At 68.3% G+C, this 23,122-nt stretch carries 16 protein-coding genes; 7 read left to right on the forward strand and 9 right to left on the reverse strand.

Annotation, left to right across the window (positions count from 1 at the left end):
• The 3 genes from ABZ345_RS27700 to ABZ345_RS27710 all read right to left on the reverse strand — a co-directional run bounded on the left by ABZ345_RS27700 (position 1) and on the right by ABZ345_RS27710 (position 3,362).
• The gene (locus tag ABZ345_RS27700) at positions 1-1,200 is read right to left on the reverse strand and encodes a MoxR family ATPase (RefSeq protein WP_359854655.1); all 1,200 of its coding nucleotides are present in this window, start codon (positions 1,198-1,200) and stop codon (positions 1-3) included.
• Positions 1,201-1,239: 39 nt separating this feature from the next.
• On the reverse strand, positions 1,240-2,487 hold the full coding sequence (locus tag ABZ345_RS27705) for a hypothetical protein (RefSeq protein WP_359854658.1): 1,248 nt from the start codon (positions 2,485-2,487) through the stop codon (positions 1,240-1,242).
• An 86-nt stretch (positions 2,488-2,573) separates the two neighbouring features.
• Positions 2,574-3,362, reverse strand: a complete 789-nt coding sequence (locus tag ABZ345_RS27710) for a hypothetical protein (protein ID WP_359854661.1) — start codon at positions 3,360-3,362, stop codon at positions 2,574-2,576.
• 256 nt (positions 3,363-3,618) lie between these two features.
• On the opposite strand from ABZ345_RS27710, the gene ABZ345_RS27715 reads away from it, so the two are divergent.
• The 5 genes from ABZ345_RS27715 (at position 3,619) to ABZ345_RS27735 (ending at position 10,046) form a co-directional block, all read left to right on the forward strand.
• Complete coding sequence (locus ABZ345_RS27715; protein WP_359854664.1) at positions 3,619-5,691, forward strand: hypothetical protein; 2,073 nt, start codon at positions 3,619-3,621, stop codon at positions 5,689-5,691.
• Positions 5,692-5,766: 75 nt separating this feature from the next.
• A complete protein-coding gene (locus ABZ345_RS27720; protein WP_359854666.1) occupies positions 5,767-6,321 on the forward strand; it encodes an EF-hand domain-containing protein in 555 nt (184 codons plus the stop codon).
• Between the two features lies 1 nt (position 6,322).
• Positions 6,323-7,039, forward strand: coding sequence for a GNAT family N-acetyltransferase (locus tag ABZ345_RS27725; RefSeq protein WP_359854668.1), 717 nt, complete (start codon positions 6,323-6,325; stop codon positions 7,037-7,039).
• A 53-nt stretch (positions 7,040-7,092) separates the two neighbouring features.
• Positions 7,093-9,471 (forward strand): excinuclease ABC subunit UvrA, encoded by a 2,379-nt coding sequence (locus ABZ345_RS27730; protein WP_359854671.1) that lies wholly within the window; start codon positions 7,093-7,095, stop codon positions 9,469-9,471.
• 17 nt (positions 9,472-9,488) lie between these two features.
• Positions 9,489-10,046 carry an EF-hand domain-containing protein gene (locus ABZ345_RS27735; RefSeq protein WP_359854674.1) on the forward strand — a complete coding sequence of 186 codons (558 nt, stop codon included), beginning with the start codon at positions 9,489-9,491 and terminating at the stop codon, positions 10,044-10,046.
• Here the strand turns inward: ABZ345_RS27735 and ABZ345_RS27740 are convergent.
• Positions 9,989-10,606, reverse strand: coding sequence for a DUF1062 domain-containing protein (locus tag ABZ345_RS27740; protein WP_359854677.1), 618 nt, complete (start codon positions 10,604-10,606; stop codon positions 9,989-9,991). The genes ABZ345_RS27735 and ABZ345_RS27740 overlap by 58 nt on opposite strands.
• Positions 10,607-10,754: 148 nt before the next feature.
• A complete protein-coding gene (locus ABZ345_RS27745; protein ID WP_359854680.1) occupies positions 10,755-11,885 on the reverse strand; it encodes a Glu/Leu/Phe/Val dehydrogenase dimerization domain-containing protein in 1,131 nt (376 codons plus the stop codon).
• A 90-nt stretch (positions 11,886-11,975) separates the two neighbouring features.
• Between ABZ345_RS27745 and ABZ345_RS27750 the strand changes: the two genes are divergently transcribed.
• Entirely contained in the window at positions 11,976-13,472 is a 1,497-nt protein-coding gene (locus tag ABZ345_RS27750; protein WP_359854683.1) for an APC family permease, read from the forward strand.
• Here ABZ345_RS27750 and ABZ345_RS27755 read toward each other — a convergent pair.
• Positions 13,453-14,694: an RNA-guided endonuclease TnpB family protein gene (locus ABZ345_RS27755; protein WP_359854685.1), complete on the reverse strand. Its 1,242-nt coding sequence runs from the start codon at positions 14,692-14,694 to the stop codon at positions 13,453-13,455. The two genes, ABZ345_RS27750 and ABZ345_RS27755, sit on opposite strands and share 20 nt — an antisense overlap.
• Before the next feature lie 61 nt (positions 14,695-14,755).
• Positions 14,756-15,781, reverse strand: a complete 1,026-nt coding sequence (rho, locus tag ABZ345_RS27760; RefSeq protein ID WP_359854687.1) for a transcription termination factor Rho — start codon at positions 15,779-15,781, stop codon at positions 14,756-14,758.
• Positions 15,782-15,811: 30 nt separating this feature from the next.
• Between rho and ABZ345_RS27765 the strand changes: the two genes are divergently transcribed.
• Positions 15,812-17,419 carry a ribulokinase gene (locus ABZ345_RS27765; RefSeq protein WP_359854690.1) on the forward strand — a complete coding sequence of 536 codons (1,608 nt, stop codon included), beginning with the start codon at positions 15,812-15,814 and terminating at the stop codon, positions 17,417-17,419.
• On the opposite strand, the gene ABZ345_RS27770 is transcribed toward ABZ345_RS27765, so the two are convergent.
• Positions 17,382-17,942, reverse strand: coding sequence for a DUF4360 domain-containing protein (locus ABZ345_RS27770; RefSeq protein WP_359854693.1), 561 nt, complete (start codon positions 17,940-17,942; stop codon positions 17,382-17,384). The two genes, ABZ345_RS27765 and ABZ345_RS27770, sit on opposite strands and share 38 nt — an antisense overlap.
• A gap of 59 nt (positions 17,943-18,001) precedes the next feature.
• A complete protein-coding gene (locus ABZ345_RS27775; protein ID WP_359854696.1) occupies positions 18,002-23,089 on the reverse strand; it encodes an NACHT domain-containing protein in 5,088 nt (1,695 codons plus the stop codon).
• Between the last annotated feature and the right edge of the window lie 33 nt (positions 23,090-23,122).

Below are 23,122 nucleotides of genomic sequence, written 5' to 3' on the forward strand. Positions count from 1 at the left end.
TCACGGGCGGGCACCGACCTGGTCCGCCCGTCGCGACACCGACACCGCCCCGGCCAGCCGGTCGATGGCCGCGGGCACCTCCCAGTCGTCGCGGCGCAGGGCGGCGAGCGAGGCCGCCGGGACGACGACCAGGTCCGGGGCTCCGGTGTCCAGTGCCAGCACCAGAAGTTCCCACGCCGCGTCCCACCGGGCCCGCTCCGGGCGCTTCCGCACCGCCGCCACCACGCCGTCGAGCACCACCTGACGCAGGTCGCCGCGCTCGGGAAGGACGGCCGCCGCCGGATCCGCGAGCAGCACCTCGGGGTCCGGCAGGTCCATCCGGTCCAGGCTCGCCAGCAACTCCAGGCCCGGGCCGTCTCCCACCACGCCTCGCACGAGCATGGACAGCACCTCCCGGGAGGTGCCCGCCGCCGTCGCGAAGGCGATCAGGCGCAATGCCATCTCCCACGTGCGTGGCGACGGCCACGCGCCGCCGCGGCGGGCTTCGTTCTTCGGCAGTTGGTGCACAAGATTCGGCCGTGCGGCAAGAAGTTCGCACACAACCCGGCGAGCGAACGCCACGGAGTCGCACAGCCGCGCCGGGTCCAGCCGGGGCAAGGCCGCCTTCGGCCACGTTCCGCCCAGGCCGCGCACCACGACGTCGTGGTCGTGCGTCCACTGCAGGTGGACGAACCGGTTGGCCAGCGGTGGGCTCAGCTCCCAGCCGTCGGCGGCCGAGGAGCGCGGGTTGGCGGCGGCCACGATCCGGACGCCCGGTGGAAGCGTCAGGGCGCCGACTCGTCGTTCCAGCACAACGCGAAGCAGCGCTGCCTGGACGGCCGGGGGCGCGGTGGACAGCTCGTCCAGGAACAGCAGTCCCTCGCCTGCCCGGACCAGGCGCACGGCCCAGTCGGGCGGAGCCATCGGCACGCCCTGCGTCGCGGGATCGTCGCCGACCACGGGCAGGCCGGCGAAGTCGGACGGCTCGTGCACGCTGGCGATCACCGTGGTCAGCGGCAGTTCGAGCGCGTCGGCGAGCTGGGTGAGGGCCGCGGTCTTGCCGATTCCCGGTTCGCCCCACAGCAGCACCGGCAGGTCGGCGGACACGGCCAGCGTCAACGCTTCCAGCTGGGTGTCGGCACGCGGCTCGGTGGTCGTGTCGTGCAGAAGGGCGAGCAGATCGGCAGCGGTGTCGAGCGGCCGGGCAGCAGACGTCGTCATGATCACCTTGGGTTTGAAGTCGTGGCGCGAAAGGCGCGGTCAGTAAAAGGTTGCGCAACGCGGACGAGCACGACCGCGGCGACGAGCATCCTTTGTGGACGCAACGGGGTCGGGGCAGACGAGTCCGGCCCGGTACAGCCCGTGCACCACTCGGCGACGCACGGCCATCTCCAGCTCGTCGCGCAACTCTCCGTCGCGCAGGTGCGCGTCCGGTCCGAGCAGATCTTCGACGACTGCGAGGGCACCGGCGGTGTCACCGTGGTCGAGACGGGCGCGCACCTCAGCAAGGCTTTCCGGGCGCCGGTTCGCCACGTCGATCGATTGGAGGCACGGCAAAGGGTTGCCGCCCAACGCGACCAGCAGCTCCTCGCGGCGGATCTCGTCGGGATCGTGGTCCAGGGCGACGAGCACGCCGTTCACCACGCCGATCCGGTGTGGTGCGCCACGGCACTCGACGAAGCGCGAATCCCTTGGGGCGTCCGGATTTCGTGAGACTGCGGTCCGCTCTTCCGGCACGAGCGCCGACGCGACGAGCGGATGCAGCCGATCAGCGCTGATCCACCCGGCGCGCAGCAGCTCCAGATCCGGCGGTGCCCACGTCGCCGCGTCCGGCAGCACGAGTGCCGCGCCCGGCGCGTCCGGATTCAGCACGAGCCGCTGCCGCGAACTGAGCCGCACGGTGACGGGCCCGTCGGCACGTCCCTCCGCGCGCAGCAGCAGCGCGGCCTCTCCCTTCCACCGGGTCGCGGGATCGGCCTCAGACCGTTCGCCCAGCTCAGAGGCCCTGCGCGCATCCCACAGGTGACGGTGCAGATCGAGGCGGAAACGCCGGTCGGGCCGGGGATGGGGATGCCCGCGCGCCCCGTCCGCCGGCCAGCCCGGCTCCCACAGCGAGAGGCTGATCCGCTGACCCGCACTCGCCCACGCCGGTGGCGTCCGTGCCACGAGATGGATCCCCGCGTGCTGCGGGTAGCGAGCCAGGGACACGGTGAGACCCGGCCGCAGCAGGCCGTCGGGACTGATTCTCGGAAAGTGCCAGCGAAGCAGGTCAGGAGCCAGATGACGCAGATCGGCGCGGACCGTTGCCGCGAACTGCTCGCCATGGGCGCGACCCACCGCACGCAGGTTGAGATCCACGTCGACCCGCGCGGCAGCGCAGGCTCCCGACCAGTCGCCCGTCTCACGGCGGGCAGTCGCGGACTCGATCATCGACGCCGGCACGGCGAACTCGCGCACGTGCGACCAGAAAGTGAGGCGGGAGTGGCCGTCCACGGTCAAGGGGTGCATCAGCACTCACCTTGTGTGAACGGAACCCCCGATCTGCTCAGGAGGGTGATCATCGCGGCAACCGTACCAGGGCGCGCACGCGAATTTCAGCCGTCCGCGTCGGCTGGAATGCCCGCGATCTCCTCCGTGACGGTCGTGAACGCGTCCGGCCGCACCCGCAACACCCCGCTGAACGGATGGGTCATCCCGAGGCACAACACGCACACGAACGCGAGCACCGCCGCCATCACGCCCATCTGCAGGACGTGCCGCAACCGCGCCGTGAACCCGATGAGCAACGGAAAGACGACCATCCCCACCGCGCCGACGATCGTCGCGATGAGCGTCAGCTTCCCCATGTTGTCGAGCCCGCCGGCCTGATCCAGCCGATCGCGCCGCAGATCCGTGATCTCCCGCAGCCGCTCCAGCGCCCGTTCCCGCGCCGACTTCACCTCATCCGGCGTCGCGGGCAGCGACAGGATCTCGGTGTGCAGCGAGTTCAGCGTCTCGGTCGTGCGGTCGTCCGCCTCGCCGTGAGCGAGCTTCGGCCATTCCTCGTCCGCCACCAGCTTCGGGTACTCGGCCAGCAACAAGCGGATGTGGTCGCGTTGCGGCTGCGGCATCACACCGGTCTGCCAGTAGGCATCGGCGACGGCGGCGGCCTCGCGGGCGGCGTTGTCCTCGGCGGTGCCGTTGTCCTCCCACACGATCACCGTGTAGAACGCCAGCGCCACGATGAACAGGCCGCTGATCACCGCACCCAGAAATCCACGTGAGTCGGCATCGCGGTCGTCGGCCTGGTCGTGCACGCGCGAGCGGCCGAACAGGAGGCAGGCGGCGATGGTGACGACCACCGATGCGACGACGATGACGAACGCGATCCACATGAGGTCCATCTCCCCACAGAGGGACACCGTTTGACCACCAACACCACGCTTCTCGGCAGTTTGGGACGCCCATCAAGAGCAACCGAGGTTGATCAAGGCCACCGCTGGTCCACATGGGAGCGCTAACAGGAACCCGTTGGACACGAATAGGAGAACCGCGGGCCGACCGTCCTCAACGGAAAGTGAGGACGCCTTGATCAACGACCGGTGACAAGGCCGCCGAACCGTGTCAACCTGTGCGCCGGCCCCGACCGGAAGGCGTCGCATGCGCGTACCGATCCTCATCGCCGTCGTTCTGCTGATTCCGCTGCTCACCCCTGGCCCGGTCGCCGCGGCCGAGGTGTGGCGCACCCAGTTCGACGAGGCGGTGTACGGAGACGTCACGATCGTCGGCAACACCGTCCTGACCTGCCCGACGCCCGAGCAGGCAGGCCCCACCCCCAAGTATCCGCCGCAGTCCTGTGTGGACGCGCTGAACCGCAAGGGTCACGGGCCCGCGGCGCTGAACAACGGCCACCGCATGTCTTGGACCGACGTGGACAGCGACCCGGCGACGTTCAACTCGTCCAGCGCCCAGTTCATTCTCCCGGACAAGGCCACGATCGCCTTCGCCAAGCTGGGCTGGGCCGGCAGCGCGACCTGCCACGACAGCACCGAACCGCCCGGCAAGCCGCAGGACCCCGTCAGCCTCAACGGTATCCGCGTCAGCCCCGACCGGTTCGTCAGCGACCCACCGGACGACCTCGCGCACACCGACACCACCTTCTACAGCGCCGAAGCCGACGTCACCACAATGATCAGGAGCGGCACCGTCACCGTCGGCAACGTCTGGGCGCCCCAAGGGTTCGACTGCTTCGGCGGCTGGTCGCTGACCGTCGTCTGGAGGTTCCCCGGCCCCACCACCGCTGCCCCTGCCAAGCGTCACGTCTCGGTGCACGGCGGCCACGTCCGGCTCCCCACGAAGCTCCCGGTCCTGACCACCCCGATCGCCCCGACGCACCCGGCCGGCGGGGTCATCCGCATGGGCATCACCGCGTACGAGGGCGACTGGGCCACCGACGGCGACCAGATGCTGGTCGACGACGCCTCGATCGGCGGCCGGAACGCCTTCGTCTCGCAGGCCCAAGGCTCTCTGCAACCCAACTCTCCCAACAACATGAGCGTCGACGCCCGCACGTTCACGATCAACGAGGACGTGCTGAGGCCAGGCTCCAGGAGCGCTGAGCTGACGTTCCGCAGGGCCGAGGACGCCTTCCTGGTCCAGAGCATCGCCTGGTCGTTCCCGCTCCCCGAACTGACCCTGGGCGTCGACCCGGAACAACCGGCCGCTCACCCGAAGGACAACGTCACCCAGACCGCGACCGTCACCAACACCGGCGACGCCCCGGCAGCGGACGTGTTGGTGTGCGGCCAGAAAATCGGCACAATCGCACCGAGATCGAAAGCCACCCGCACCTGCACGTCGCAAGCACCCGAAGACGACTACCAGATCACTGTCACCGCAAACGCCACCAGCCTCGCCGGTGACGAACTCACCGCCCAGAAGACCGCAAAGGTGGACGTTCTCCATCCGGCATTGCGCGCAACGACGCCAACCGAACCGATGACCTCACTCCCCGGGCAAAACGTCAAATTCTCAACAACTGTCACCAACACCGGCGACACCCCGTTGTTCGACCTCAACGCGCGCACAGCCATCACCGGCTGCACCCCAATGCAAGGCCAACTCGATCCCGGTGCCACCTCCACCGTGGACTGCACCGCCCCTGCAGGCGACGAGACCGGCACCCTCACGTCCACCGTCGCCGCCACCGACAAGATCGGCGGCAAGGTGGAGGCGAGCGCGTCCGTGCAGGTCAGGGTGATCTACCCGAGGCTGACCATCACCGCGCTGTGGTCGAAGGACCGCGCCGCGGACGGCGAGCTCGTCACGGTCACCATCACGGTCGCAAACCCGTCCGACCTGCCGATCAAGGACGTGACGGTGGACGGCGAACCCGCAGCGTGCCGCCGGACGTTCCCGGAACTGCGGCCGGGAGAACGTCTCACCTACACCTGCCAGGTCACGGCCCCGGTGAATTCTCGGTTGACGGTGTCCGGTGCCGGAGCGGGCCAGGCCATCAGCGAGAGCGCCGTTGTTCGAATCGAATCGACCGCCGTTGCACTGCCTCCGGACCCGCGACAGCCCCAGTCGCGGACTGACGATCCGGCGCCTCCACGCCCGGTCGCGCACGTTCAGCAAGTGTCGAAACCAGCGGTCGGTGGCGTCACCGCGGTAATCGGCGTGATCGGCATGGTGATCGTCGCGAGCGCGTTTTCCGGGCTCGGCAAGCGTTAACTCCCTGAAAAACGTCACAATCCCCTTTTGGAGACGGACGTGTTCCTCTAGCCCGGAATGCGGTAGAAGGACCTCATGGAGATCACCGCCTTCCTGGACCGCAAGCTCGCCCGCCGGTTCCGAACGTACGACTCGGACGGCGACGGGTTCATCGGGCGCGAGAACTTCACACAGGCGGGAGAGCGCACCACCAAGGCGTTCGGGCTGGCCGACGACGACCCGAAGGCCGTCCGGTTCCACGCCATGCTGGCCGGGCTGTGGGAGCAGTTCCACGCCGCGACGGACCAGGACCAGAACGGGCGGATCAGCCTGGAGGAGTACAAGAAGGCGTTCGCGAACGGGCTGCTGGAGACGCCGGAGTCGTTCGACGAGGGGTACGTGCCGTTCCTCGACGTGGTGATGGCGATCGCGGACGAGGACGGCGACGGCAAGCTGACCGTCGACGAGCACATCACGTGGACTGGCGCGCTGCTGAACCTCTCGGAGGCGGACGCGCGGATGATCCACGACATCCTGTCCGACGACGACGGGTTGATGTCCACCAGTGCACTCCTGGAGGCGATCCGCGAGTTCTACTTCTCCGAGGATCCCGCGGCGGCCGGCAACTGGCTGCTGGGTTCGCTTGACTGACATGCTGCTGAAAACGCTGCAGGAGTACGCGGCGCGCGCCCAGCCGGCCGCGCACGTGCAAGAGGCCGGCGGCTGGTGGTTGCGGCACTCCCCCGGCGACGCCTGGTGGGTGAGCGCGGTGCTGCCGCACGACCGCGAGGACCGGGTCGCGCTGGCCGAGGAGTTCTGCGCCGAACGCGGATCCGGGGCGCGGTTCCAGATCACGCCGGGCGTGTGCGCGGACGACCTCGACGCGCAGCTGGACGAGCGCGGCTACTCGCGCGGCCACGACATGTCGCTGCAGATCGCCTCGACCGCCGAGGTGCTCAGGCAGTCCCACGCAGACGCCGGAGAGGTGAGCGCGCGGCCGACCGACGAGTGGCTGGCGGCGTGGCAGGCGGTGACGACACGGGACGTCAGCGCCGAGCGCGACCTGCTCAGCCGGGTCGAGCACCCGAGCGCGTACGCGTACGCCGAGGTCGACGGCGAGGTGGTGGCCGTGGGACGTGCGGTGGCCGAGCAGGGCTGGGCCGGTGTGTTCGGGATGGCGACGTTGCCGCACGCACGGGGTCAGGGCGCCGCGCGGTCCGTGCTCGCCGCACTGGCCTCATGGGCGGCCGCGAGAGAGGCCAACCACCTGTACCTGCAGATGGAGAAGGCGAACTCCACGGCGTTCAGGCTGTACGAACGGACCGGGTTCCGCGAGGTCTGCACCTACCACTACCGCATTCGCGCGTAACCGATCACGAATGAAGAAGCGCGAAACCGGGGTGCCGGAGTTAGCTTTGCGCCATGACGCATGATGCCGACACCCACGATCTGATCCGCGTGCAGGGCGCGCGGGTGAACAACCTGCGCGACGTCGACGTCGAGATCCCGAAGCGGCGCCTGACGGTCTTCACCGGCGTGTCCGGATCCGGCAAGAGCTCACTGGTGTTCGGCACCATCGCCGCGGAGTCGCAGAGGCTGATCAACGAGACCTACAGCGCGTTCATCCAGGGCTTCATGCCGACCCTGCCGCGCCCCGAGGTGTACCTGTTGGAGGGCATCACCACGGCGATCCTGGTCGACCAGCAGCGGATGGGCGCCGACCCGCGCTCCACCGTCGGCACCGCGACCGACGTGAACGCGATGCTGAGAATCCTGTACAGCCGCCTTGGCACGCCGCACATCGGCGGCCCGCAGGCGTTCTCGTTCAACGTGGCCTCGATCTCCGGCGCGGGTGCCGTGACGATCGAGAAGGCGGGCCAGAAGGTCAAGGAGCGCCGCGAGTTCTCCATCACCGGCGGCATGTGCCCGCGCTGCGAGGGCCGCGGCCAGATCTCCGACATCGACCTCACCGAGGTCTACGACGAGTCGAAGTCGATCCTCGAGGGCGCGATCAAGGTGCCCGGCTACAGCGTCGACAGCCAGTGGACCGTGCAGGTCTTCGCGCAGTCCGGGTTCTTGGACCCGGCCAAGCCGATCCGCAAGTACACCAAGAGGGAGCTGCACGACTTCCTCTACAAGGACCCGGTGAAGGTCAAGGTCAACGGCATCAACCTGACCTACGAGGGCCTGATCCCGAAGCTGCAGAAGTCCATGCTGTCCAGGGACCGCGAGGCGCTGCAGCCGCACATCCGCGCGTTCGTCGACCGCGCCGCCACGTTCGGCACCTGCCCCGACTGCGGCGGGACGCGCCTGACCGAGGCCGCCCGGTCGTCCAAGATCAAGGGTGTGTCGATCGCCGACCTGTGCGACATGCAGATCACCGACCTGGCCGACTGGATCCGTTCGGTGAAGGACAAGGGCGTGGCGCCGCTGGTGGACAAGCTCGCGCACACGCTGGACTCGTTCGTGGAGATCGGCCTCGGGTACCTGTCGCTGAACCGTCCCGCTGGGACGTTGTCCGGTGGCGAGGCGCAGCGCGTGAAGATGATCCGGCACCTCGGATCCGCGCTGACCGACGTGACGTACGTGTTCGACGAGCCCACCATCGGGCTGCACCCGCACGACATCGAGCGCATGAACAACCTGCTGATTCGCTTGCGGGACAAGGGCAACACCGTTCTCGTCGTCGAGCACAAGCCCGAGACGATCGCGATCGCGGACCACATCGTCGACCTCGGACCCGGCGCCGGTCGCAACGGCGGCACGATCTGCTTCGAGGGGACGCTCGCCGGGCTGCGCAAGAGCGGCACGGTGACCGGGCGTCACCTGGACGACCGGGCGTCGCTGAAGTCCGAGGTGCGCGCCAGGACCGGCGTGCTGGAGATCCGGGGCGCGGCCAAGAACAACCTGCGTGACGTGGACGTCGACATCCCGCTGGGTGTGCTGACCGTGGTCACCGGTGTGGCGGGCTCGGGCAAGTCGTCCCTGATCCACCAGTCGATGCCGAAGGACTCCGGCGCGATCGTGGTCGACCAGACGCCGATCAAGGGCTCGCGGCGGTCCAACCCCGCGACCTACACCGGCCTGCTGGAGCCGATCCGCAAGGCGTTCGCCAAGGCCAACGGCGTGAAGCCCGCCCTGTTCAGCGCGAACTCCGAGGGCGCGTGCCCGAACTGCAACGGCGCGGGCGTGGTGTTCACCGACCTCGGCATCATGGCGACGATCGAGTCCCCCTGCGACGTGTGCGAGGGCAAGCGGTTCGACCAGGCGGTGCTGGAGTTCAAGTTCGGCGGCAAGGACATCTCCGAAGTGCTGGCGATGCCGGTGGCCGAGGCGGTCGAGTTCTTCGGCGCGGGTGAGGCTCGAACGCCCGCCGCGCACGCGATCCTGTCGCGGCTGGCCGACGTCGGTCTGGGCTACCTGTCGCTGGGGCAGCCGCTGACCACGCTGTCCGGTGGTGAGCGTCAGCGCCTGAAGCTGGCCACGCACATGGCCGACAAGGGCGGCATCTACGTCCTGGACGAACCGACGACCGGCCTGCACCTGGCCGACGTCGAGCAGCTGCTCGGGTTGCTGGACCGGCTCGTCGAGTCGGGCAAGTCGGTGATCGTGATCGAGCACCACCAGGCCGTGATGGCGCACGCCGACTGGATCATCGATCTCGGTCCCGGTGCAGGTCACGACGGTGGCAAGGTCGTGTTCGAGGGCACGCCCGCCGACCTGGTGGCCGACCGGTCGACGCTGACCGGCGAGCACCTGGCGGACTACGTTGGTGCCCCGGCCAGCAGGAAGAAGCGCTGACGGGGTAACAAGGGGGCATGCAGATCTCGCCTTTCCTGGACCGCAAGCTCACCCGCAGGTTCGAAACCTACGACAGCGACCAGGACGGGTTCATCCAGCGCTCCGACTTCGAACGGGCAGGGTCGCGGACCACCGCGGCCTTCAGCCTGGGCGACGACGACCGCCGGGCGAGGCGGTTCCACGAGCATCTGCTGGGCGTGTGGGACCACCTCTCCGCCATGACCGACACCAACGACGACGGCCGGATCAGCCTCACCGAGTACAAGCTGGCGTTCACCCGGCGGCTGCTGGAGCGGCCGGAGTCGTTCGACGATAGCTACATGCCGTTCCTCGACGCGTTGATGGCCGTCGCCGACCAGGACGGCGACGGCCACCTCGGCGTGGACGAGTACGTGCGGTGGTCAGGGGCGTTGATGAACCTGCCCCCGGCCGACGCGCGGATCGTCCACTCGCGGCTCGATCACGACGGTGACGGTCTGGTCGGCACCGAGGATCTGCTGGCCGCGATCAGGGCGTACTACTTCTCGGAGGACCTGGACGGTCCGGGTGCGTGGCTGTTCGGCCCGCTGGACTGACGGCGTTCGACTTCCAGGCGGAAGTCGCCGCGGGCCCTCGCGTCGAGGGCCAGCGGCAGCCGGATCCGGCCAGAGTCGACCAGACGTTTCACCGCTGACCGGCTCAGCCCGAACCCGGCCATCAGCAGCTTTTCGACCCGGATCGGCGCCGGCAGCTCGAACCTGACGATCACGTCCAGCGGTTCCGCGGCCTTCTCGATCTCGTAGAACGGCAGGTCGGTCTCCAGCGCCCACGTGCCGGTCCAGTCGAGCCGGCGCTGTGCGTGGACCAACTCGCGCACGATCGCCGGGTCGTTCTCCTCGAACCGCACCAGCCGGTCGTGGTCGAGCGCGGAGACGTGAACCCGTTCGTGGACAGGGATTTTCGACGTGCGGTCGCACCGCTCGCAGCCGATCAGCAACCAGACGTCGAGCTGCTTGCCGTTGGCGTTGACGCGGATCTTGCCGGTCGCGTGGTGACGAGTGTGCCCGCAGGAGACGCAGGTCTTGACGATGGCGGGCAGTCCGAGCTCGCGGACGACCCAGATCGACTTGTTTTCGGCATGGCGAAGAGAGCTCATGTGATTCGGTGATTCCCCAGGAGTCAGTGGGTGTGCGGAAAAACCCGCACCGTCCACACAGGTGCGGGTGAGCTGCTCACTGGGTCAGGACCACATGGACGTCACAATGGCCAACCGCCGGGTTGGCGTGCAACGCAATTTCGAGCCGTCAGAACCTCTGCTCGATCTCCTTCACGGCCTCGGCCGCGATCTCCGCCGCGGCCTGGCGCGGCGAGGGTGCGTCGATGATCTTGCCGACCAGGCGGCGCATGTTCGTGCCGATCTTCGCGAACGCCGACTCCGCGGTGGCCTCGACGTCGCCGAACAACGTCCACCACCACCAGGAGTTGGTCGCGGAGTTCGCCACCACGTCCGGGATGACCAGCGCGTCGATCATCTCCTCGGCCTCTCTGGTCACGGGCATGTTGGCGGCTTCGACGATCAGCCTGGCGCGCACCGCCGCCGCGTTGTCCGCGTTGATGGCGTACGACGTCGCTGCCGGCACCAGGACGTCCGCCTGGACGTCGAGCCACTTGTCGCGCGCGAGCTGGAGGTCTTGCGGGCGCAGCTTCGTGCGGTCGATGGCGCCGTGCGCGTCCCGGGACAGCAAAAGGGTTTCCACGTCGAGCCCGTCAGGGTTGGCTACGACACCATGGACATCAGCGAGTCCGACGATCCTGACGCCGGCGCGGGCGAGGTAGCGGGCCGTGGCGCCGCCCATCGAGCCGAAGCCCTGGACGAACGCGGTGGGGTTCGGCAGGTTCAGGTGTTCGATGCCGGCCAGCGCCGCCTCCGCGACGCCGTAGCCGCCGACCAGTTCGTCCAGGCTGACACCGTCGACGTCGACCGCGAAGGCGTCCGCGAGGCGTTGGCGGGCCTTCTGCTCGTCGTCCAGCAGCGGGTACACGGCCTGGATCGACGACTGCAGGCCGATCTTCTCAATGGCCGTGTCGATCGTGGACTGACGCAGCCCGAGGTCCTCCCCCATCGTCCAGAACCGCTCGATGTAGGGCGACATGGCGAACAGGTACGCCGTCAGGACCTCCTCGGCCCTCGGGTCGTACGGGTCGAAGTCGATGCCGCCCTTCGCGCCCCCGAGCGGCACGTAGCGCGCGCCGGGGTCGTAGTTGAGGGCCTCCTTCGCGGTCATCCCCTCGGCCAGTCCGCGCACCTCGTCGAGGGTGCAGCCGGCCCGCATGCGCAGTCCGCCGCTGCTCACGCCGCGCACGAGACGGTCGATGACGAGGTAACCGCGCGCTGCGGTGGCCGGGTCGGTCCAGGTGACCTGGAGATAACTCATCGAACACACCTCTTGACTTCAGCGTATGACCGCGGTCACATGGTCCACCGATAACTGACTGACGACTCAGTTAACCATCTGGAGGGCCCAGTGAGCGAGGTACAGCCTCTCAGCGGCAACTGGCTCAGCGAACGAACACACCTGCGCAAGTCACTCCGCCGGGTGGATGTCACGTTCTACCTGCTCTGCACCCTCGTCGGCCTGGACACGATCGGCAGCGTCGCCGCCAACGGGCCCCAGGGCCTCGTCTGGATGGTGATCCTGGCGGTGGTGTTCTTCCTGCCGTACGGGTTCCTGACCACCGAACTGGGCACGGCGTTCCCGGTCGAGGGCGGGCCCTACGTGTGGACCAAGCTCGCGTTCGGCCGTCTCGCGGCCGGGGTGAACCAGGTCCTCTACTGGCTGTCCAACCCGCTGTGGATGGGCGGCACGCTGGCGATCATCGCGGTGACGACGTTCGAGACGTTCTTCCTGCCCTTGGGGATGGTCGGCAAGCACATCGCGGGCCTCGCGTTCATCTGGATCGGCGTTCTCGCCGTCGCCGCGTCGCTGCGGATCGGCAAGTGGGTGCCGATCGCGGGCGCGTTCGCTCGGATCGTGCTGCTGGGCTTCTTCACGATCTCCGTCGTGGTCTACGCCGTGAAGAACGGCGTGCAACCGTTGTCCGGCGGGGACTTCGTACCGACGTGGGCGGGGTTCGTGGCGCTGGTACCCGTGCTGATCTTCAACTACGTCGGGTTCGAGCTGCCCTCGGCCGCGACGGAGGAGATGACCGAACCGCAGAAGACCGTGCCGTTCGCGATCCTGCGGGCGGGCATCGCGTCGTTCCTGCTCTACGGCGGACCGATTCTCGGGATTCTGCTGGTGGTTCCGGCCTCCCGGATCCAGGGGCTGGGCGGGTTCATCGACGCCGCCAAGCAGGTGCTGACCGTGTACGGCGGTTCGGTGGCCGAGGACGGCACGGTGACTTTGACCGGCGCGGGCGCGGTGCTCGGTTCGATCTGCGCGGCCGGGTTGATCATCGGCGTGCTGACGTCCGGTGTCTCGTGGGCGATCGGCGCGCACCGGGCGCAGGCGGTGGCGTGTGCGGACGGCGCCGGGCCCGCGTACCTGGGGCGGCTGTCCTCTCGCTACGGCACGCCTCTGCGCGTGAACGTCCTTTCCGGACTGCTGGCTTCCGTCGTGCTGGTGACGGCGTTGAACCTGACGGGCGGCGACTCCGAGAAGTACTTCACCGCCGGGCTGGCGCTGGTGATCTCGACGACGTTCATCAGCTACCTGCTGACGTTCCCGTCGATGCTGGTGCTGCGTCGTAAGCTGCCTGACGCCGCTCGACCGTTCCGCGCTCCTTTTGCCTTGCTGACAACGGTTCTGACGACCGGGCTGGTGGCGTTCACCGTGGTCGTGCTGATCTGGCCGCTGGAGCTGCCTTCGGCGTTCGCGGGTGAGCGGACTGCCTACACGTTGTCGCAGGTGGTGCCGTTGCTGATCGTGATCGGTATCGGGTTCCTGTTCTACGCGCTCGGGGCGCCTACGCGGGCGTTGGACCGGGAACTGGAGCGGGACTTCATTTCGACATCTGCTTGACCTCCGCCCCCTCGTGAACAAGGGGGGTCCTACGGCTCGCGCCGAGGGATTTCTGTTTCGCCGCCGACTGCCCGCCCGGAGTGTTCCGTTGAGGTCTTACACCGGCTCCACAGACAGACACCGCCAGCCCGGCGGCCAAGATGTTGTGCGCCGCATTCAAGTCCCGATCATGGATCGCACCGCAGCCACAAGTCCACACACGCACGCGCAACGGCATCGACGCCGCCAGTGCGCCGCAGGCCGAGCACAGTTTGGACGACGGGAACCAGCGATCCACGGTGATCACGTCCCGCCCATACCACCGTGCCTTGTACTCGAGCAGTTGCCGAAACTGCCGCCAGCCCGCATCACCGATCGCACGAGCCAAGCGCCGGTTGCCCATCATGTTCGACACGGCAAGATCCTCGATCACGAGCGTTTGGTTCTCACGCACGAGCCGAGTAGTAATCTTGTGCAGGAAGTCAACACGCCGGTCGGCGATCCGAGCATGCACGCGAGCGACCTTGACTCGCGCCTTGTCCCGGTTACTACTGCCCTTCTGCTTGCGACACAACGACCGCTGAGCCCTGGCCAGAGCTAGTCGGTCGCGGCGCTCGGGCCGGCGATTGCCGATCTTCTCGCCGGTCGAGAGCACCAGCAGATGGTCGAGGCCGACGTCGATGCCCACCGCCGCATTGGTGGCGGGCAAAGGCTTTACTGCGGGATCTTCGCACAGCAAGGACACGAACCAGCGCCCCGCCGGATCCCGCGACACGGTCACCGTGGACGGTGTCGCACCCTCTGGTAGCGGCCGGGACCAGCGGATGTCCAGCGGCTCAGCCATCTTCGCCAGTGTCAAAGCCCCGTCACGCCATCGGAACGCCGAACGCGTGTACTCCGCCGAGGCACGCGATTTCTTCCGGGACTTGAACCGCGGATGTCGGCTACGCCTGGCGAAAAAGTGAGAGAAGGCCATCTGCAAATGCCGCAAGGCCTGCTGCAGCGGCACCGACGACACCTCGTTGAGGAACGCCAGTTCCTCGGTGCGTTTCCACGCAGTCAGCAACACTGACGTAGCCTCGTAGCCGACTCGTTCCCCGCGCAACGTCCACGCCTCCGCGCGGGCCTGCAAGGCCAGGTTGTACACCTTGCGGACACACCCGAACGTGCGCAACAACTCCGCCGCCTGCGTATCGGTCGGATAGAAGCGGAACTTGAACGACCGCTTCACCTGCCCGCCCATGTCTGCAACCTATCAGTCCACTGTGGAACTCGGTGCAACCGGGCAGCGGATGCAGTATCAGCTAGGAGGACATCTGCATGAGGAACTCCGCGTTGCTCCGGGTCTTGCGCAGTCCTTCGAGAAGCACGTCGATCTCGCGGTCCGCCATGGCCCGGCGCATCGTGTCCGTGATGGCGAGTTCCTGCGGGGAGACCAGCAGTTCCGCCTTGCGGGTGCTGGACTGGTGGAGGTCGACCGCGGGGTAGACCCTCTTCTGGGCCGCCTTGCGATCGAGCTTCAGTTCGGCGTTGCCGGTGCTCTTGAGCTCTTCGAAGATCACCGTGTCGGCCAGCGACCCGGTCTCGACGAGGGCGGTGGCGAAGATCGTGAGGCTGCCGCCTTCCTCGATGTTGCGGGCGGCACCGAGGAACTGCTTCGGCGGCGTGAGCGCGCTGGAGTCGATGCCACCGCTGAGAATGCGGCCGCCGTTCGGTGCGGCGAGGTTGTAGGCACGGCCGAGGCGCGTGAGCGAGTCGAGCAGGATCACGACGTCCTGGCCGTCCTCGACGAGCCGCTTGGCCCGTTCCACGGCCAGTTCGGCGACTCGGACGTGCTCCCTGGGGTGCTCGTCGAACGTCGAGGTGAACATCTCGCCCGGGATCGTGGTGCGCATGTCGGTGACCTCTTCCGGCCGTTCGCCGACGAGCGTGACGATCAGGTGGACTTCGGGGTTGTTCTTGGCGATCGCCGCGGCGATCTGCTGCAGCACGATGGTCTTGCCGGCCTTGGGAGGCGCCACGATGAGCGCCCGCTGCCCCTTTCCGATGGGCATGACCAGGTCGATCGTGCGGCTGGTGAGCTCGTCGGGGTCGTGCTCGAGCCGCAGCCGTTCGTTGGGGTAGAGCGGCGTCAGGTCCGCGAACCTGGGCCGTTTGTGCGGCTTGCGCCCGTTGACGGTGTCGACGCTGACCAGCTTGCCGTCCTCGGCCTGTCCGCTGATCTGGTCACCTCGCCTCAGGTCGTGTTGCTTGACGAGGTTTTGCGGTACGACTGGACCGTCGACGAGCGAGGCCTTGTTGTTTCGGATGTCGAGTACACCGATGTGCATTGGTGACTGTCCTTTCGGGAGGGTTTGAGAGTGTTGGTGGTGGGGATAGACTTCGGCACCCTGTCGGCGCGGGCCGTGGTGGTCCGCGTGTCCGATGGAGCCGAGCTGGGCAGCGCTTCCCGTGAGTACGCCCACGGAGTGCTGGAACCCGAGCCGCAGTGGGCACTTCAGGTGCCGTCCGACTACGTGGACGCCCTGAGTTGTGTGCCCGAGGCCCTTGCCGCGGCCGGTGCCTCCGCTGCCGACGTGATCGGCATAGGCACCGACTTCACCGCCAGCACCGTGCTTCCGGTGCAGGCGGACGGCACCCCGCTGGAGTCCTCGTCTCCCCACGCCCTGGCGAAACTCTGGCGCCACCACGCGGCTTCTTCGCAGGCCGCGCGCTTCAACGCCGTGTTCGCTTCGGAGCAGTGGATGGAGATGTACGGAGGACTGACCTCAGCGGAGTGGGAGTTCCCCAAAGCGCTGCAGGTGCTCGAAGAGGCACCTGATGTCTACGCCCAGATGAGATACTGGGTTGAAGCCGCTGACTGGATTGTCTGGCAGCTGACCGGAACCTATGTGCGAAACGCTTGCACCGCCGGTTACAAGGGACTGTACCAGTCCGGCTACCCGTCGCAATCCCTTTTGGCACAACTGCACCCGAACTTCGGTTCCTTCGCAGCTCAGAAGCTCGACGCGCCGATCGTGCCGTTGGGCACACGCGCCGGCGGTCTGTCCGCTTCCGGCGCCGCGCTGACAGGCCTGCTGGAAGGCACCCCTGTCGCCTGCGGAGTGATCGACGCCCACGCCACCGTCGCGGCGGCCGGCGCGGCCTCGCCAGGTCAACTGGTGGCCGTGATGGGCACTTCGACGTGCCACATGATGGTGGGCTCCTCGCTGCGTCCCGTGCCCGGCATGTGCGGCGTCGTGGACGGCGGCATAGTCCCAGGCCACTGGGGCTATGAGGCGGGCCAGAGCGGTGCCGGTTCGATCCTCGCCTGGTACGTGGAACATCAGGTGCCCGCGTCTTATTCCGCCAGGGCTGCGGATGAGGGCATCTCGGTCCACACGCTGCTCTCGCGCCTCGGTGACGACCGCCCGGTGGGCTCACACGGCCTGGTCGCCCTGGACTGGCACGACGGCAACCGCTCCCTCCTGGTCGACCACGCGCTGTCCGGTCTCGTGCTGGGCCAGACCCTCGCCACCCGTGCCGAAGACGTGTATCGAGCCTTGATGGAAGCCACCGCGTTCGGCACGCGCACGATCGTCACCGCGTTCCGCTCCGCCGGCCTGCCCGTGGAGTCGTTCGTGGCGGCGGGCGGCCTGACGCAAAACCCGGTGCTCATGCAGATCTACGCCGACGTCCTGGGCATGCCGGTGTCTCTGATCGGCTCCTCGGAGGGCGCCGCCCTGGGTGCCGCGATCCACGGAGCCGTCGCCGCGGGCGCGTACCCATCGATCTCGGATGCCTCCGTTGCCATGGGTTCAGTGCGCCGCGACGTCTACTCCCCCTCGCCTTCAAGGGTTTCCGACTACACCCGCTTGTACGCCGAGTACGTCTCGCTGCACGACTACTTCGGACGCGGCGGCAACTCCGTCATGCACCGCCTGCGCTCGTTCAACACTTCTTCCACTGCAGGCGGAACGTCGTGCTGACACTGGAGTCCGTCGAGTCCATCGTCATGAAACTCGTGGCAGCACCCTTGCCGGTGACCTTCAGCTCCGCTTCGATCGTGAGCGGCTTCTTGTCCTTGCAAGGTCCGTGCGCCACCGAATCAGGCTTGTCCGTCACCTGCCAGTTGTCACTCATCGGCCCTTGATACGTGTGCATGCTGTGCCGCGTCGGAAATCCGGGGAAGTGGTAACTGTTGCGCTCAACGCCTCGCGCCCCGTCCGTCAGGTTGGCGAACCCGCGGTAATCCGTAGCGGCGATCCCGTACGCATACCCGGCCGCGTGATTGAGCTTCAGCTCGATCGTGCAACTCTTCTTCGCCTCGCTACCCCTGGCCTGCACCAGGAAGTCGCTGTAGGTCACCGTGAACGCCTCGTTGTCCTCCGACATCGCCACGTTCGTCGTCCCCAGCGGACATCCCGTGCCGCCCACGCTCACCACCTCAACCGTGACCGGTCCAGGTGGGACAACCGCCACCGCCACCAACGCCATCGCCGCCGCCAGCATCGAGGCCTCCTCACATCGTTGCAGGAGAACCTATCGAGCCCCGCAATCACGCGAACGGCTCAGAGCTTTACGAGCAGCGCACGAGCCTCCTCGCGGCAAACGTCGCTCCACTCGGCGAGGTACCGGGCCGCGCGCCGCCGGACGTGCCGAGGCACTTCGGTGTCGAATGCGATCTCCCTCGCCACCACCGCACACCGGTCCCGCAGATCACGCCGGGTCGCGACGATCTCCATCGCGCAGCGCAGCCGCACCAGGGACCCGAGCCGTTTGTCGGCGGTCATCCGGAAGAGCTCGCCGATCGCCTCCTGCGGTGACCACATGTCGATCGACTCGAGCACGTTCAGCTGCTGCAACGGCTTCGCCGCCGGCAGCAGACCTCGCAGGACGTCCAGCATCTCACCGCGGCGGGGCGGCTCGTACCAGCCGAGCTGGTACGCCGCCTCAGCGCGCGTGGTGATCGGCAAGGACTCGTCACGGGCGATCTGGTCGAGCAAGTGCACGGCTTCGGCACGGCCGCGAAGCCCGTAGGCGGCCAGATCGCGGGCGGACCGCCAGCGCAGTGCCGGCCGGGCGGACCGGTCAGCGGCGATCGAGGCCAGCGTCCGCGCAGCCGCCGCACGATCGTCGACGGTGCAGGCGTCGAGACGGTCAGCCGCTCGCGCACGCTGGGCCGCCGGCGCCCGAGTGTCGTCGCGAATGGCCCTGAGCTCGTCCAAGGCATCGGCGTACCAGAGCTCGTCGACTCGGTCACGCCACGACGCTTCCCGGTCGCACAGCAGAAAGTCCCGCACCGACGGCGTCTTGCTGAGTTTGCCGATGACCAGAGCGGCGGCCCTGCGCTCCCGCGGATCTCGTGTCTCGTCCAGGACGATCTTCCGCGCACTCTCGTGCACCTGAGGCCACGCACCGAGCAACGCGACTCTGGAGAGTGCGTCATCCGACCCGTCCGACAGGAGGAACGCGCGTGCCTCCTCGACGTGGCGTGGCGAGACGGCTGCCAGCTCGACCGCGGCTTCTCTGCGTTCCCGGATGCGGATCTCCGGCGCGTGCAGCACCTCCCGCGCCACCTGCTCGGCCTTCTCCCGCAAAGCCTTGTTCCAGCGGGCACTTCGTCCCGGTATGCGGCGGGCGATTGACGCCGAATGGTCCATCAGCAAGATCAGGTCGAGTCCCGCGCGCTGTGCTGGAGGCACCAGAGCGACAAGGTCTTGCCGTCTGCCGTCATGGGTCTCCGGATCGTGCACCAGTCCGGTGAGCAGGCGAGTCAGGCGAGGCGGGCAGGCGGTGCCGAAGAACGTGGCGAGAGCCACAGCCGCAGTCGCGCGGTCCCCTGAGGTCCGCTGTGGATCTTCCGCGAATCCGAAGAGCGCCTCCGTCGACTCGACGAAACACGTGCGATCCAGCCAGTACAACCTCTTCGCGGCCTCAGACCGTGTTGCGATCGGCAGTCTCGGATCGCCCAGCGCGGTGCGAAGGTAGGTGATCGCCTCCGGATGTGCCCCCGGATCCACCTTCACCAGCAGCCAGCGAAGATGTCCGCTGAAGCCGAACGGCATGTACGGATCAGCTGCCTGCGCTCTCAACACGTCCAGGCCTTCGGCGCCCAGCACGTAGGCCGCGGTCCTGGTGGCCGTCCGGGAGTTGTTCAGGTCCATCGCCAGCGTCTGGAGACGCCGGCGCACGTCCACTCCCATCTTCGCCAGCTCACCGACTACCCGGCGCCACTCCACTGTCGCCATGCTCGCTGCCGCGCGGAAGACCACTTCCACCGCGTTCTCACAGCGAGCAGGGTCGGTTCTGGCGAGTGCCGCCGCGGCCCGAGCCCGCGGTCCCCAGTCCGCGACTTCGTCATCAGCGATGCGCAGGAGCACCGGTTCGGGGACGGGAAACCCGAGCAGGTCCAGTGCTTCTGCCGCAGACCACGACAGCTCGGCGTCGAAAACGTACCTGCCCAGCGCTCTGACGACCTCGTCCGCCAGCAACCGCCGGACACCTCGCCCGCATCCGGTGAACGGGTTCACGGCGACGGGGAAATCGATGATCCAGTCCGCGGCGATGAGCGCACACACGCATTCGGCCCCGGCCCGGACGTAGATAGGCCCGAGATACCGCAGCCCTTCGGCAGCGGACAGGCGCGTTGCGACATCACGCTCGTCATCACGGGCGATGCCGAGCAACACCTCGCCCGCTGCCGCACGGCCGGACGCCGCCGCGGAACCGAAGGCCAGACCGACCTGGGCGGGTGCCTCCGAGTCGCGATGAGCGAGAGCGAGCAGCCTCTCGCACGCCCGTTCCTGCAGCTCCGCCCCGAACTGGCGGAGCACGGACCACGCTTTGACGATCACCTTGGGATCCAGGTCAGTCGTCGCGATGGCCAGCACACGGTCCTTGATCTGCGCGATCAGGTCAGGCGCGCACCTGACCATCTCGTTCGCCAGCCCGAGCCGGTTCTCGGGCTCGATGCTGCGATCCGACAACAGCTCGTCCATCCGGGCAACGGCGCCACGCCGATAGGGCTCACCGAGCCGCGCGAGATACTGCAGCGCGTACGTGTGTTCAAGTCTGGCTGGAGGCACATGTGCGAGCGCGTTCTCGAAGTGGTCGGCCGCCTCGTCCCGGAACGACGGCCCCAGCTCCGCGAGATACGACGCGGCCAGGACGACCTCGCTCCACATCATCGTGCGGTCCGCGAGCACCTGCCGCAGCAGCTCCACCGCGAGCCCACGGTGCCCGATCCTGGCGAGGACAGGTGCGAAGAAGGCGCGGTCGCTCGAGTCCGGGATCTGCACCTCCAGCTCCGCCCGCAACAGACTTCCCGCCGCCGCGCGGTGATCCGGACCGAGTGCGGCCAACGCGGACGCCGCGTTCGCCCTGGCCGACGAACTGTGCTTGCGCGCACGAGCGAAGCCGGCCAGCACCTCCGCCGCCTCCTCGCGCGCGCCGAGCGACGCCATGCCAATGGCCGCGTTCCGCTTGCCCGCGAAGTCGCTCACGGGATCGGTGAGGACGGCGCGGAACACCGCGGCGCAGCGTTCGTGGAACTCGGCGCCGATCTCGACCAGGCCGGTGGCCGCCTCGACAAGATCGGCGGTGTCACCGTCCTCATCGGACAGAAAGTCGTTCAAGCGTGCCACCGCGACCGCACGCGCTTGCGTGCCGAACGCCGAGAGCACGACCGCTGCGGTATGGCAGTCCGCACCGCTCGCCAAGGGGTCCGCCAGCACCGAGCGCAGCCCGCGTTCCGCCGCGGCACGCTCGCCGACGCCGGCCTGCGCGAGTGCCTCGGCCGCGGTCAACCGGTGTTCGACGCGGGCGCTCGCGTCGTCCACTGTGGACCTGAGGAAGGCCAGGGCGGTGGCCGCGTGCGCTCCCCGCACGCGCACGGCCAGTGCCGTGGCGGCCTCCGCCCGCGAGCGCCGAGGGGCCGCCTCGTCGTCCATCAGGTCCCGCAACCACTCGACGAGGCCGTGGTGGTGGGTGGCCCGGCTGGTCTGTTGCAGGATCGGTCCGCTGCGGAACTGCGTCGTCATCGCCCATTGCCGTGCGGTGACCAGGAACTCGTCGACCATCGGCGCGCTCACGGGGAGGTGGCGCGCGAGCAGCCGGGCGGCGAGGAGGTGTTGTTCCGAACCGCCGCCGTGCAGCCACGCGAGCATCCGGTCGGCCTCGGCGGGGTGCAGGTAGGTGTAGTGCAGGAGCACCGCCCGTGCGAACCGGCCCTCCTCCAGGGCTGTGGTGGCGTGCAGGAGCTTGGCGAACGCCCCGTGCTCCGGGTTGAACGGCGCGGGCAGCTCACGGGCCTGCGCGGTGGCGGCCACGTGCTCAGCGAAGCTGTGGTGCAGGAACACCAGGTCGTTGCCGCGTTCGACGAACGGCCCGGTGGCCTTGAGGTTGGCCATCAACTCGTCGGCCGGGGTGTCCCGTAGCCGTGCCCACTCCTCGACCACGTCGATGAGCGAGGTGTCGGCGGCGAGCCGGGTACGGCCGAGGTGTTCGACGAGCGCCACCCGGTAGCACTCGAAGGAGTCCGGCACCTCGCGGGACGACCTGATGTAGTCCAAATAGGACTCGTAGAGCTCGAACTGGTTGCCGGGCAACGGTCGTTGGCCGTACTTCTCGAAGACGATCGCGGCGATCGTGGCGAGCAGCGGCACCTCGACGAGCTCGGACAGGTGCGCCTCGCGGATCTGCTGCAGGAAGCGGTGCGCGAGGTCCTCGTCCTCGAACCACCCCTGCGCGAACCGGTCGATCGACTCCTCGTCGAACGGCTGGAGCTCGTAGCGGGCGGCTCCCGCGCGCTGCAGTGCCGCGAGCGCGCCCCGTTCCGAGGGCCTGGTCGTGAGCACGATGCGGTACGTGGGGCTGGACGCCCACGCGGCCAGCGCGTCGAGGAGCTTCGCGCGTTGCTCGACGTCGGCGACCTCGTCGAGGGCGTCCACGATGAGCAGCCAGCGGCAGCCCGAGACACGGCTGGCGAGCCAGGCCGCATCGACGGGTTCGGTGAGGTAGAGGCCGTACTCGGCGCTCACGCTGTCCGCGAGGGCCCTGGAGAAGCTCGGACCGAGGTGCGCGGCCAGCAACCGCGCGGTGACGCGCAACGGCACCACCGGTTCCTCGATCGGCGGCTCGCTCGTCCGCGCGGACCAATGACTGGCGATCTCCGCGGCGAGCCGCAGCGTGAGCGTGGACTTGCCCTGCCCCGGGCCGCCGATGACGATCAGGTGTTCCTCGGCGTCGAGCGCGGCGCGCAGCGGTTTCGACGGCGGGCGGACCGACACGCGGATCGACGCGACACCCGGCACCTCCACCAGCCGGCCGAACTCGTCGAGCACCGGGCCGGTGCGCAGGTGGTCGGCAGGGCCGTCCTCCACCCCGCTGCTCAGGTCCTGCCGCACGTACACGGCCCCCAGGGACGGCCTGCGGGCACCGCGCAGCTGGTAGGGCGGCGACTTCGCGGCCTGCTCCTGCGCCCACAGCAGCCGCTGGATCTCCACGGGCAGAACCGCTGCCGCCGCCCAGTTCTCCGGCGGCTCGCAGGGCCTCGGCGGGGTCTCCGGTACGGCGCGGTTCAGATAGACGTTGTGGGCCTGGACCACGAAGCCGTGGACGTCACCGGTGGTGTTCAGCGAGCGGTCCTCGTGCGCCATCGGGGGATGATCCCATGGCGAGCTACGTCATTT

Source organism: Lentzea sp. NPDC005914 (genome assembly GCF_040629405.1).
Taxonomy (GTDB): Bacteria; Actinomycetota; Actinomycetes; order Mycobacteriales; family Pseudonocardiaceae; genus Lentzea.

Coding starts and splice junctions, on each gene's coding strand:
- rho (WP_359854687.1), bottom strand. CDS start 15,781: ATGCACATCGGTGTACTCGACATCCGAAACAACAAGGCCTCGCTCGTC.
- ABZ345_RS27705 (WP_359854658.1), bottom strand. CDS start 2,487: ATGCACCCCTTGACCGTGGACGGCCACTCCCGCCTCACTTTCTGGTCG.
- ABZ345_RS27725 (WP_359854668.1), top strand. CDS start 6,323: ATGCTGCTGAAAACGCTGCAGGAGTACGCGGCGCGCGCCCAGCCGGCC.
- ABZ345_RS27735 (WP_359854674.1), top strand. CDS start 9,489: ATGCAGATCTCGCCTTTCCTGGACCGCAAGCTCACCCGCAGGTTCGAA.
- ABZ345_RS27755 (WP_359854685.1), bottom strand. CDS start 14,694: ATGGGCGGGCAGGTGAAGCGGTCGTTCAAGTTCCGCTTCTATCCGACC.
- ABZ345_RS27730 (WP_359854671.1), top strand. CDS start 7,093: ATGACGCATGATGCCGACACCCACGATCTGATCCGCGTGCAGGGCGCG.
- ABZ345_RS27770 (WP_359854693.1), bottom strand. CDS start 17,942: ATGCTGGCGGCGGCGATGGCGTTGGTGGCGGTGGCGGTTGTCCCACCT.
- ABZ345_RS27775 (WP_359854696.1), bottom strand. CDS start 23,089: ATGGCGCACGAGGACCGCTCGCTGAACACCACCGGTGACGTCCACGGC.
- ABZ345_RS27740 (WP_359854677.1), bottom strand. CDS start 10,606: ATGAGCTCTCTTCGCCATGCCGAAAACAAGTCGATCTGGGTCGTCCGC.
- ABZ345_RS27720 (WP_359854666.1), top strand. CDS start 5,767: ATGGAGATCACCGCCTTCCTGGACCGCAAGCTCGCCCGCCGGTTCCGA.
- ABZ345_RS27715 (WP_359854664.1), top strand. CDS start 3,619: ATGCGCGTACCGATCCTCATCGCCGTCGTTCTGCTGATTCCGCTGCTC.
- ABZ345_RS27745 (WP_359854680.1), bottom strand. CDS start 11,885: ATGAGTTATCTCCAGGTCACCTGGACCGACCCGGCCACCGCAGCGCGC.
- ABZ345_RS27700 (WP_359854655.1), bottom strand. CDS start 1,200: ATGACGACGTCTGCTGCCCGGCCGCTCGACACCGCTGCCGATCTGCTC.
- ABZ345_RS27710 (WP_359854661.1), bottom strand. CDS start 3,362: ATGGACCTCATGTGGATCGCGTTCGTCATCGTCGTCGCATCGGTGGTC.